The organism is Streptomyces sp. NPDC047072 (assembly GCF_040643855.1).
In the GTDB taxonomy this organism is placed as follows: Bacteria; Actinomycetota; Actinomycetes; order Streptomycetales; family Streptomycetaceae; genus Streptomyces.
Window position 1 is genome coordinate 1 of record NZ_JBEYVC010000258.1, and the last position, 11,566, is coordinate 11,566.

Consider the following 11,566-nt stretch of genomic DNA (forward strand, 5'->3'; position numbering starts at 1 on the left):
GGAGGACCCCGCCGAGGCCGAGGCGCTGCTGGCCGCCCGGCGGCTGGCGCTGCCCGCGCTGGAGCGGCTGGGGCGGCCGCTGATCGAGGACATCGCGGTGCCGCGGTCCCGGCTCGCCGAGGCGGCGCGGGAGATCCGGGCGATCTCGGCCCGGCACGACGTCCCGGTGTTCACCATCGCCCACGCGGCGGACGGCAACCTGCACCCGATCATCGTGGTGGACCCCGCCCTGGACCGGCTGCCGGACGCCGCGTGGGAGGCGGCCGGAGAGATCTTCGCCCTGGCGCTCCGGCTCGGCGGGACGCTCACCGGCGAGCACGGGGTCGGCGTACTGAAGCGGCAGTGGGTGGCGGAGGAACTCGGGCCCGAGGCACACGCGTTGCAGCGGCGCCTCAAGGAGGTGTTCGACCCGCGGGGCATCCTCAATCCCGGCAAGGCGCTGTGAACTCCACGGCATGAGCGACGGTCCGCGGGGCCATGCTGAACAGAGCGCCGGACAGGAGAGGGGCCGGATCGTCATGGCCGTGGAACGGGCTCACCCCGCCGAGTTCAGCAGCTACACGACACGCTCCGTGGAGGAGGCCCACGACGCGATCGCGGCCCACTACTACGACCTGCGGCTCGAAGTGGCCGGCGCCGCCGCGGACTTCGCCACCGCTCTGAGCGTCGTGGACCTCGGCTCGCTCACCGTGGGCGACATCTTCTTCGGCACCGAGATGCGGATGAGCTTCGGCGAGCCGGGGGTCCTGCACGTGGCCGTCCCCTTCCAGGGCAGTTTCAGCGTGCAACAGGGCGGCGGCAGCGTGGAGTTCGCCACCACGCGAAGCGCCCTGGTGTTCGACCCCGGGCGGGACATCCGCATCGACACCTGGTCGGCCGACTGCCAGGCACTCACCGTCAAGGTCGACAAAGCCTCCCTGCTGTGGCAGTTGGAGGTGCTTCTGGGCAGAACGGTGCGTCGCTTCCCGCTGTTCGAGCCGTACATGGATGTCTCCCGCGGCCCCGGCCTCAGCTGGGTCCGGCTGGCCCTGTGGACCCTGCTCGACAAGGACGTCCCCCACGGCCTGCTGGGACACCCGATGATCCGCGGCCGTCTCGAACAGACCCTGCTGGAAGGGATGTTGCTGGCCACGGACCACACCTACCGGGACGCGCTGGCGGCGCCCGTACCGGCGATGCGGCCGACGTCGGTCAAGCGGGTCATGGACGCCGTGCAGGAGCTGCCCGCCGAGCCGTACGACGCGGGCCGGCTCGCGGCGATCGCGCAGGTCAGTCTGCGCACCCTCCAGGAGGCGTTCCGCAGACACGTCGGCATGTCGCCGATGGCGTACGTCAACGAGGTGCGCCTGCAACGCGTCCACGGACAACTGCGGGTGACGGCACCGGGAACGACGACCGTGGCGGCCGTGGCCCATCAGTGGGGGTTCGTCCATCTGGGCCGGTTCGCCCGGCGTTACCGGGAGCGGTTCGGCGAGTCACCGTCGCAGACGTTGCGCGCCCCGTGAGCCGTTCCGCCCGCCGATCCGCCGCGTTTTGCGGACAAGCGCCGCGCAATGCGGAGCGACGGAGCCACCGGACGGTCATATGGTCGGATCACGGCGATCGCAAGCGCCCGAGTTGAGCAGTGTCGGCGCCGCTCATCCTCTCTCGCGTGCGTGAACCGGAGTGCGGTGGCGGGACCGGACCCGCACTCCTTCGCGGGCCCGGCTGCTCCCCTCCGTCGCAGGTGGCCGGGCCCGGTTGCGGCACCGGTTCAGCCCTGAGGCCGGGCCAGCAAGGTGCGTACGCCCTCCGACGTCAGCGTCAGCGGATGCGTCGAGCTGCCGTCGATGCTCAGCGACAGATCGCCGTCCGGCCACTGGGCGGCGAGCGCGCCCAGCGGGACGAGGCGGTAGCGGGAGACGAACGGCAGCAGCTCGGCCATCTCCAGCTCCGAGGTGAACACGGGCACGACGGGCGCGCCGTTCTGCTGCTCCAGCACGGGCAGCGCCACGGCCGTGTCCTCGTCGGCGGCGTCGTCCGGCACCGGGACCAGCACGTCGCTGGTGGCGAGCGTGTCCAGCGCCGCTCCGTCCTCGGTGTTCCGCGCCAGCGCGTCCAGCGCCCGCTGGGCCGGGGTGGCGGTGTGGTCGTTGGCGGGTGTGTCCATGGCAGATCCCCTGGTAGCGGCGGTCGTACGAGTGGCCCCCGGGCTTGATCACCCGTGGGCGCGGTGCTGGGCGCGTACCCGAGCGGGCCGCGGGCATTCGTCCGGCCGCCGAGAATTTGCCTCCGCGCCCCAGGGGCGCTCAGGGGATGAACGCGTGCTCAGGGGATGAGCGGGATGTGCTCCGAGGGCAGGCCCAGCCGGTCACACCCCACCCGGCGCTCCAGCGGCTCCTGCATCCCGGGCCCCACATGGGTCCAGTACGTGGCCGCGTCCCGGAAGTAGCGCTGCATGCGTTCGCCGTCGCGCGCGTGCCGGGAGCCGGCGGTGCGGAAGAGGATCCCCTGGAACGCCTCCCAGGCCATCCGGCCGGCGTTCAGGAACATCAGGGCGAGCCGGTTGTCCTCCGCCACGGTGAAGGGCGCCGTGCCGCTCGCGTTGCGGTGGCAGGTCTCCATCCAGTCCTCGGCGGTCCGCCGCATGGCCGCCTCGGCGGTGTGGAGCGCGCCGAGCGCCTCGCCGAGGTGCCGCTGGAAGTCGTGCAGGTCGGCCCGGGTGCGGTCGGGTTCCAGGAGCAGCGGGCGGGCGGCGACGATCCGGGCGTACTCGTCGGCGGCGGCGTACGCGGTGCCGATCATGATGGCGGCCAGCTCGCCGTGGTAGACGCTGGGCGCGCGCCCCGCGTACATCGGGTTGCCGTGCAGCTCGGAGCCGACGCTGCCGCCCTCCACGGGCAGGTCCAGCAGGCTCGTCTCGCGGGTGAGGTACGTCGGGACGCGGGCCTGTTCCATGTGGATGCTGTTGGAGCCGGTGCCGCGCAGGCCGAGGACGCCGTGCCAGTCGTCGAGGACGGTCCACACCGCGCGCGGGGCGACGAAGAGCACCGGCGGTCCGGGCGGGTCGCCGGGTCCGGCGGGGGCGCGCAGCGTCTGGCCGAGGTAGTGCGTGGAGTAAGGGGCGCCGGAGGAGTACGGCCACGTGCCGTCCAGGACGACGTGGTCGGGGCCGTCGGGCCGTGCGATCCCGACCGGCGCGACCGTGGAGGCGGCGCGGAAGTCGCCGTCGGGGCCGAAGATCTCGTCCTGTGCCCGCTCGTCGAAGACCGCGGCGACCTGGAGGACGTGGGCGGCGGTCAGGGAGAGGGCCCAGCCGGTGGAGGGGCAGCCGCGGGAGATCTCCATGATCACGCGGTAGAAGACGGGCAGGCCGAACTCGTGGCCGCCGTACCGCTTCGGCTGGAGGATCCGGTAGAACCCGGCCCGCAGGAAGTCGTCGTGGGTGTCCTCGGGGTAGTGGGTGAGCCGCTCGGTCTCCGCCTGCCGTTCGAGCCGCGCGGGCCTGAGGGCCACGGCTCGGGCGACCAACTCGCTCTCGGTGAGGCCGGGTTCGGGTACGGCGATCACGGTGCCTCCTGACGGGTGGGGCCGTCCGTTCGTGCAGCGACACGAGCGATTGAACACGGCCCCACGCGGTCCGGTACCGACCGGAAATCGCCAAGTGGGCTCAGGGTGCCAGCAGTTGATCCACGGTGACGACCCGGATCAGGGGGCCGTACGAGACCATCAGCTGGAGCGCCCTGGCATGGGAGTCGTCGTCCGCGCCGGCGCAGGCGTCGGACACCACGAGGGTCTCGACACCCGCGTCCGCGGCGGCGAGGGCGGTGGACAGGACGCAGCAGTCGGTGCTCACACCGGTCAGGACCATGCGGCCCTCCTGGCCTACCCGGGCGGCGAGTTCGGGCGTCCACTTGCCGAGGGTGGGGGCGTCCAGGACATGGGGTGCGCGGTCGGCGAAGTCGTCGGTGAGCCGCCAGAGCGGGGCGTCCGGCGGCTGGCGGGCGAAGGGCCACTGCTCGTAGTACGCCCGCCAGGCACCGACGGGTTCGGCAGGGGCCACGAACCTGGTGAACGTCACCCGTTCCCCGAAGGCCGGCAGCAGCCGTCGTACGCCTGCCGCCGCCTCGGCGTAACGGGGCGCGGCCCAGGGGCTGTCGGGCTCGGCGAAGACGCGCTGCATGTCGATGACGACGAGCCGTCCGGTCGTCGTACGGCGGTTCTCTGTCGTCATACGGCGGTCTCCTGGGCGCGGACCCGGCCGCGGCCGAGGGCGAGGGTGCCGAGGAAGCCGACCGCGAGGGCGGCCAGGACGCCGAGGTTGGCGTACGCCCAGGAGCCGGTCTTGCCGCCGAGGCCGAGCGGGCCGAGGAGATAGCCCTGCCAGTCCAGCCAGCTCGCGGCCGCGTTGGTGACCAGGCCCCAGCCGAGGGCGGTGGCGGCGAGGGTGAGCAGCAGCGGGGTGGGCGGGACGTCGCCGTAGCGGCCGGCGGGCCGGTAGAGGTCGTCCTCGGCGTAGTCGCGGCGGCGCAGGGCGAGGTCGGCGAGGAAGATGCCGCACCAGGCGGCGATGGGGACGCCGAGGGTGGTGAGGAAGCCCATGAACTGTCCGAGGAAGTCGTCGGCGACGAACACGATGTAGATCGAGCCGGCGATCATCAGGACGCCGTCGACGAGCGCGGCCAGCGGGCGGGGGATCCTGAGGCCCGCCGAGAGCAGGGCGAGACCGGAGGAGTAGATGTCGAGGACCGCGCCGCCGACCAGGCCGAGCACCGCGACCACGGCGAACGGGACGAGGAACCAGGTGGGCAGGATCGTGGTGAGCGCGCCGATCGGGTCGGCGGCGACCGCCTTGTTCAGGGTGGCGGAGGACCCGGCGAGCAGCAGGCCGAAGACCAGGAGGAGCAGCGGGGCCACGGAGGCGCCGAAGGTGGTCCAGCCGACGACGCCCCGGCCGGCGGAACCGCGGGGCAGGTAACGGGAGTAGTCGGCGGCCGCGTTGACCCAGCCGAGGCCGAAGCCGGTCATCATGAAGACCAGGGCGCCGATGAAGTCCTGGGCGGAACCGGACGGGATCGCGCTGACGGTGCTCCAGTGGATGTGGTCGGCGACGAGGGCGACGTAGACGACGGTCAGGACGCCCGTCACCACGGTGATCAGGGTCTGCAAGCGCATGATCACGTCGAAGCCCATCACCCCGCCGACGACGGTGAGCCCGGCGACCACGATCAGCGCGATCACCTGGGTCCCGGTGCCGCCGCCCCAGCCGAGCCGGTCGAAGACGGTCGCGGTGGCGAGGGTGGCGAGGGCGCACAGGACGGTCTCCCAGCCGACGGTGAGGACCCAGGAGACGACGGACGGCAGCCGGTTGCCGCGCACGCCGTAGGCGGCGCGGCTGAGCACCATCGTGGGGGCGGAGCCGCGTTTGCCGGCCACGGCGACGAAGCCGCAGAGCAGGAACGAGAACACGATCCCGATGATCCCGGCGACGAGCGCCTGCCGGAATCCGATCCCGAAGCCCAGCACGAAGGCGCCGTAACTCAGCCCGAGCACCGAGACGTTGGCCCCGAACCACGGCCAGAACAACGTCCGTGGCGTGCCCTTGCGCTCGGCATCACCGATCACGTCGAGCCCGTGCGTCTCCACCTGGAGCTGCCGGGCGGTGGATCTGTTGTCGGGGGTGTCCTGGGACTCTGCCATGGTCGACCTGCCTGTTGAGATGTGTTGGGGCGACGGTAGGCAGGACGTGGTGGGCCGTCAATCACGCAACGCGGCGAGGCCGCTACGCCGTATTCCAGGCGCGGACGGTCTTGGGGACCGGGCGTCTGTACAGGAACGGAGCGTCTTCGGTGCGCGGAGCACACCCGAAGCTCTCGCTCAACACCTCCGCTGCGGCGGCAGGCACATCCCGCGCCCGTCCCACGAGAACCACAGCGGTACCTGGAGCGGCCCGTGGTCGGGGTGAGCCGCCGGCCTCCGGGCAGCCGAGCAGGAGCGCGATCAGTCGATGCAGAACTCGTTGCCCTCGATGTCCCGCATCACGATGCAGGAGTCAGTGCCGTCGTAGAGGAGTTCCACGCGTACCGCGCCGAGGGGGAGCAGCCGGGCGCATTCGGCTTCCAGTGTGGCCAGGCGCTCCTCCCCGACGAGGCCCGTGCCGACGCGTACGTCCAGGTGCACCCGGTTCTTGACGACCTTGCCCTCGGGGACGCGCTGGAAGTACAGGCGCGGGCCCACGCCCGAGGGATCGTTGCACGCGAACCACGATCCCCGCTCCTCCGGGGACTGCGCGCGGTGGTAGTCGTCCCACGTGGCGAACCCCTTCGGCGGGTCCGGTACGACGTATCCCAAAACCTCGCACCAGAAGCGTGCGACTCGCTCGGGATCCGCGCAGTCGAAGGTGACCTGGAACTGTTTGACCGGTGGCATCGGCGCACCCTACCAGGGGATTTCTAGTCCGGGAGCCGCTCCAGCGTCGCCGAGATCCCCGCCCGGTCGACCACGTCGATCAGTGCCTGTCCGATCATGGAGACCGGCTCGCGTGCCGGGAGGACCAGGCCGATCGGTTCCGTGCGGACGGGGCGGACGAGGGGGACGGCGTGCATGCCCGCCGGGATGCCGAAGACGTGCAGCCAGGCGTGCGGGACCACGCTCGCCCAGTGACCGGCTCTGACCTGGGCGAACAGGGACGCGATCGAGTCGGTCTCGACGCGCGGGGTCACCGCGGCGCCCACCGCCTCGAACGCCGCTTCGAGAACCTGCCGTCCCTGCATCCCGGGGTGCAGCAGACAGAGGGGGTGCTGGGACGCCTCCTCCCAGGAGATCTCGGCCGGCCCGGTGTCGGGGGCGGAGCGCCGGATCAGGAGGACGTACCGCTCCTGGTAGAGCGGGACGAACTTGAAGTCGTGGGCCACGACCGTGCTGTGGTACGTCACGGCCGCGTCGAGTTCGTACGTCCGCAGCCGCTCCACGATGTCCACGGACTGCAGGTCGGCGAAGACCTGCACGGTCGCCAGCGGGTTGGCCGCGCAGAACGGCTGGGTCAGCAGCGCGACCGCCGTGGCGGCCGTCGGCACGGTCCCGATCCGCAGCCGCCCGGTGAGCCCCGCCCGCAGCGCCTCGATCTCGCCCTGCATGGCGTCCCGGTCGGCGAGGATGCGCTGGGCCCACACCACGACCCGCTCCCCCTCCGGCGTGAACCCCTCGAACCGGCGCCCCCGCACGACCAGCGGGATGCCGAGTTCGTCCTCCAGCTTGCGGATGCCCTCGGACAGGGTCGGCTGGGAGACGAAGCAGGCCTGCGCCGCCTTGGCAAAGTGGCGGGCGCGGCCGAGGGCGACGAGGTACTCGAGTTGGCGGAGCAGCACCTTCCCATGATCCCCCGTACCGGTGGTCCTCGTCACGCCCCGCCGACCGGCACGACGCGCACGCAGCATTGATCGGCGCCGCCTCTCACACGATCGGAACTTCCGCTTTGACCTGCCCGGACGTACGCGCGAAGAGTGTCCGTGGACACAAGTGGAAAGGGCGTGACGCTCGATGCGGGACTTCGACGAGCCGGACGAGAGCGAGCTGAGGGTATCGGCTCCCAAGACCTGGGCCACTGGCGCTCCCGCCGTCGTCCACGCCCTCCAGTACGCCCTGGGCCAGACCTCGCCCAGGCGCACCGCGCTGACCCTGCTCAACATCAACCAGAAGAGCGGCTTCGACTGCCCGGGCTGCGCCTGGCCCGAGCCGAAGGGGCACCGCAGCCGCAACGAGTACTGCGAGAACGGCGCCAAGCACATCAGCGACGAGGCCACCTCCCGTCGGGTGACCGCCGAGTTCTTCCGCGAGCACTCCGTCGACGAGCTGAGCCGCCGCTCCGACTACTGGCTGAATCAGCAGGGCCGGCTCACCGAGCCGATGGTGCTGCGCGAGGGCGCGACCCACTACGAGCCGATCGGCTGGGACGAGGCGCTCGACCTGCTGGCCGGTGAACTGCGTGCCCTGGACGACCCGGACGAGGCGCTGTTCTACACCTCGGGCCGGCTCGCCAACGAACCCGCCTTCCTGCTCCAGCTGTTCGCCCGCGCCTTCGGCACCAACAACCTGCCGGACTGCTCCAACATGTGCCACGAGTCCAGCGGTTCGGCCCTGAACGAGACCCTAGGCATCGGCAAGGGCAGCGTCAGCCTCGACGACCTCTACGACTGCGACCTCGTCTTCGTCGTCGGCCAGAACCCCGGCACCAACCACCCGCGCATGCTGTCCGCGCTGGAGGAGACCAAGCGCCGCGGCGGCCATGTCGTCGCCGTGAACCCGCTCCCCGAAGCCGGGTTGCTCCGCTTCAAGCACCCGCAGAAGGCGCGCGGGATCGTCGGCCGCGGTACGGAGATCGCCGACCAGTTCCTCCAGATCCGGCCCGGCGGCGACCTCGCGCTGTTCCAGGCGCTGAACCTGCTGCTCCTGGAGGCCGAGGACAAGGAGCCGGGCACGGTCCTGGACCGTGCGTTCATCGAGGCCCACACCAGCGGGTACGACGCCTTCGTCGAGAACATCCGCGAGACGTCCTGGGACGCTGTCCGGGACGCCACCGGCCTGACCCGGGACGAGATCGAGCAGGTCCACGAGCGGGTCCTGAACAGCCGTAGCGTCATCGTCTGCTGGGCGATGGGACTCACCCAGCACAAGCACGGCGTCCCCACCATCCGCGAGGTCGTCAACTTCCTTCTGCTGCGCGGCAACATCGGCCGCCCGGGCGCGGGCGTATGCCCGGTGCGCGGGCACAGCAACGTGCAGGGCGACCGCACGATGGGCATCTGGGAGCGCATGCCCCAGCGGTTCATGGACCGGCTGGGCGAGGAGTTCGCGTTCACTCCGCCCACCGCCCACGGTCTGGACTCGGTCGACTCCATCCGGGCCATGCGCGACGGCCGGGCCAAGGTCTTCGTCGGGGTCGCGGGCAACTTCGTCCGGGCCACTCCCGACAGCGACGTCACGGAGCAGGCGCTGCGCAACTGCCGTCTGACCGCGCACATTTCGACCAAGCTCAACCGCTCGCACGCGGTGTGCGGACGTACAGCGCTGATCCTGCCGACACTTGGTCGCAGCGACCGTGACGTGCAGGCAAGCGGCGAGCAGTTCATGACGGTCGAGGACTCCATGAGCGAGGTCCACGCCACTCGCGGCCGTCTCCACCCCGCGTCCGAGCACCTGTTGAGCGAGGTGTCGATCATCACGCGGCTCGCCCGCAAGGTGCTGGGCGCCGAACAGACCATTCCCTGGGCGGAGTTCGAGGCCGACTACGACCTCGTGCGCGACCGGATCTCCCGAGTGGTCGACGGTTTCCAGGACTTCAACGAGCGGGTCCGGCAACCGGGTGGTTTCCGGCTTCCCAATCCGGTCAACTCCCTTGTCTTCCGCACCGCGACCGGCAAGGCCGTCTTCAGTGTCAACGACTTCACGATGCTCCAGGCGCCCGAGGGCCACCTGGTCCTGCAGACGCTGCGGTCGCACGACCAGTGGAACACCATCCCCTACGCGATGGACGACCGTTACCGGGGCATCAAGGGCGGCCGCCGTGTCGTCCTGGTGAACCCCGCCGACCTCGCCGACCAGGGGCTCGCGGACGGCGCCCTGGTCGACCTGGTCAGCGTCTGGTCCGACGGCTCGGAGCGCCGCGCGGACGCCTTCCGGGTCGTCGGCTACCCGACGCCCCGGGGCTCGGCGGCCGCGTACTACCCGGAGACCAACGTCCTGGTGCCGCTCGACAGCGTGGCGGACATCAGCAACACCCCTACGTCGAAGAGCGTCATCGTCCGCCTGGAGCGGTCAGCCGCGTAGCGACGTCAGTTGACGCCCCGGCTGCGACCGGCCCAGTACGGCTCCCGCAGCTTGAACTTCTGGATCTTCCCGGTCGCCGTCCGCGGGATCGCCTCGCGGAACTCGACGCTGGTCGGGGCCTTGAACCCGGCCAGCCGCTCCTTGCAGTGCGCGATGATCTCCTCTTCGCTCACGGTCGCGCCCTCGGCCCGCACGATCAACGCCTTGATGGTCTCGCCCCACTTGGGGTCCGGTACGCCGATCACCGCGACCTCGGCCACCCCGGGGTGGCTGAAGATCGCGTCCTCGACCTCGATCGAGGAGACGTTCTCGCCGCCGGTGATGATGACGTCCTTCTTGCGGTCCGAGATGGTCAGACGGCCGTCCGCGGGATCGACGCTGCCGCCGTCGCCGGTGTGGAACCAGCCGTCCTCCAGCGCTGCTTCCGTCTCTTCGGGCTTCTCCCAGTAGCTCTTGAGGACCACGTTCGAGCGGGCCAACACCTCGCCGGAGTCGGCGACTTCGAGCTTCACGCCGAGGGCGGGCAGTCCGGCCCGGGAGAGCTTCCGCGCCCGTTCCTCGGGCGGCAGGTCCGCGTCCTCGGGCCGCGCGCGGTTGAACGTGAGGAGCGGCGAGGTCTCCGTGAGGCCGTAGATCTGGGTGAACTCCCAGCCCAGTTCCTCCCCGACCCGCTGGATCATCCGGCTCGGCGGCGGCGCCCCCGCGCACACGATCCGCACGCGGTCCCGGCCGGGCACGGGCCCTTCCCAGGACACGGCCGCGTCCAGGACCGCGTTCCACACCGCCGGTGCCCCGCACATCAGCGTCACGCCGTGTTCGTCGACGCGGCGCAGGATCTCGGCGCCGTCGACCTTGCGCAGCACCACCTGCTTGGCCCCGAGTCCGGCCATGGCGAAGGGCATTCCCCAGCCGTTGCAGTGGAACATCGGCAGGGTGTGGAGGTAGACGTCCCCTTCCCAGGCGCGGGTGTGCAGGCCGAAGGTGAGGGCGTTCACCCAGATGTTGCGGTGGGTGAGTTCGACTCCCTTGGGGCGGGAGGTCGTTCCGGAGGTGTAGTTGATCGTCGCGGTGGCGTCCTCGTCCGGGTCCGACCAGGGGCGCGGTTCCGCCCCGAACCGCATCAGCTCGCTCTCCGTCTGCTCGCCCAGCACGAACCGGTGGGCGACCTTCACGTCGGCGACGGTGTCCCGCAGTTCGGGATCGAAGAGCAGCACGGAAGCGCCGCTCTGCCGGACGACGTACTCGATCTCCTCCGCCTTCAGCCGGAAGTTGACCGGCACGCAGATCCGCCCGCTCATCGGCACGGCGAAGAGCAGCTCCAGTAGCCGGGCCGAGTTGTGGCTGACGACGGCCACCCGCTCGCCCTCCCCCACGCCCAGCGCGTCCAGCCCGGCCTGCCAGGCCCGCACCCGCTCGGCCAGCCGTCCGTACGTCGATGTCGCCACCGGCGCCGCGGGTTGGTCCGGTTCGTCGATCACACCGGGGCTGTCGGCGAAGCCCAGCTCCGCCCGGTCGAGAAAGTCGGCAATCGTCATCGGAACGCGCATCGGTCTCTCCGACCTCCCAGGCCCGCGGGTCTCGTCCTCTCCAGACCGTAGTGGAGGCCGCCGTCCCCCTCACCTCGCCGTCCCGCGCCGGCCGGTCGCGAAGAGCACAGCGGGTGGCGCGAACAGCACGGCAGGCGGCGCGAACAGCGCGTCCGCAGGCGCACGGAGCGCGGCGGGGGGGGGGGGGGGGGGGCCCCCCCCCCCGGCGCCAAACA

General features: G+C 71.3%; 10 protein-coding genes. 3 read left to right on the plus strand and 7 right to left on the minus strand.

Features of this window, described 5'->3' with window-relative positions:
- The coding region (locus tag ABZ896_RS49725) for an FAD-linked oxidase C-terminal domain-containing protein (protein ID WP_360945106.1) at nucleotides 1-445 on the plus strand (445 nt) is incomplete at its 5' end.
- A gap of 10 nt (nucleotides 446-455) precedes the next feature.
- Nucleotides 456-1,505 carry an AraC family transcriptional regulator gene (locus tag ABZ896_RS49730; protein WP_360945109.1) on the plus strand — a complete coding sequence of 350 codons (1,050 nt, stop codon included), beginning with the start codon at nucleotides 456-458 and terminating at the stop codon, nucleotides 1,503-1,505.
- A 248-nt stretch (nucleotides 1,506-1,753) separates the two neighbouring features.
- On the opposite strand, the gene ABZ896_RS49735 is transcribed toward ABZ896_RS49730, so the two are convergent.
- The 6 genes from ABZ896_RS49735 to ABZ896_RS49760 all read right to left on the minus strand — a co-directional run bounded on the left by ABZ896_RS49735 (nucleotide 1,754) and on the right by ABZ896_RS49760 (nucleotide 7,346).
- A complete protein-coding gene (locus ABZ896_RS49735) occupies nucleotides 1,754-2,149 on the minus strand; it encodes an SseB family protein (RefSeq protein WP_360945112.1) in 396 nt (131 codons plus the stop codon).
- 158 nt (nucleotides 2,150-2,307) lie between these two features.
- A complete protein-coding gene (locus ABZ896_RS49740; RefSeq protein WP_360945115.1) occupies nucleotides 2,308-3,549 on the minus strand; it encodes an acyl-CoA dehydrogenase family protein in 1,242 nt (413 codons plus the stop codon).
- 100 nt (nucleotides 3,550-3,649) lie between these two features.
- Nucleotides 3,650-4,213, minus strand: a complete 564-nt coding sequence (locus ABZ896_RS49745) for a cysteine hydrolase (protein ID WP_360945118.1) — start codon at nucleotides 4,211-4,213, stop codon at nucleotides 3,650-3,652.
- On the minus strand, nucleotides 4,210-5,679 hold the full coding sequence (locus ABZ896_RS49750) for a cytosine permease (protein WP_360945122.1): 1,470 nt from the start codon (nucleotides 5,677-5,679) through the stop codon (nucleotides 4,210-4,212). Before ABZ896_RS49750 ends, ABZ896_RS49745 begins: the two co-directional genes overlap by 4 nt.
- Nucleotides 5,680-5,979: 300 nt before the next feature.
- Nucleotides 5,980-6,408 (minus strand): VOC family protein, encoded by a 429-nt coding sequence (locus tag ABZ896_RS49755; protein ID WP_360945125.1) that lies wholly within the window; start codon nucleotides 6,406-6,408, stop codon nucleotides 5,980-5,982.
- A 23-nt stretch (nucleotides 6,409-6,431) separates the two neighbouring features.
- Nucleotides 6,432-7,346 carry a LysR family transcriptional regulator gene (locus tag ABZ896_RS49760; RefSeq protein WP_360945128.1) on the minus strand — a complete coding sequence of 305 codons (915 nt, stop codon included), beginning with the start codon at nucleotides 7,344-7,346 and terminating at the stop codon, nucleotides 6,432-6,434.
- Nucleotides 7,347-7,518: 172 nt separating this feature from the next.
- On the opposite strand from ABZ896_RS49760, the gene ABZ896_RS49765 reads away from it, so the two are divergent.
- Nucleotides 7,519-9,804, plus strand: a complete 2,286-nt coding sequence (locus ABZ896_RS49765) for an FdhF/YdeP family oxidoreductase (RefSeq protein WP_360945131.1) — start codon at nucleotides 7,519-7,521, stop codon at nucleotides 9,802-9,804.
- Between the two features lie 5 nt (nucleotides 9,805-9,809).
- On the opposite strand, the gene ABZ896_RS49770 is transcribed toward ABZ896_RS49765, so the two are convergent.
- On the minus strand, nucleotides 9,810-11,351 hold the full coding sequence (locus tag ABZ896_RS49770; protein WP_360945134.1) for an AMP-binding protein: 1,542 nt from the start codon (nucleotides 11,349-11,351) through the stop codon (nucleotides 9,810-9,812).
- Nucleotides 11,352-11,566 lie beyond the last annotated feature (215 nt).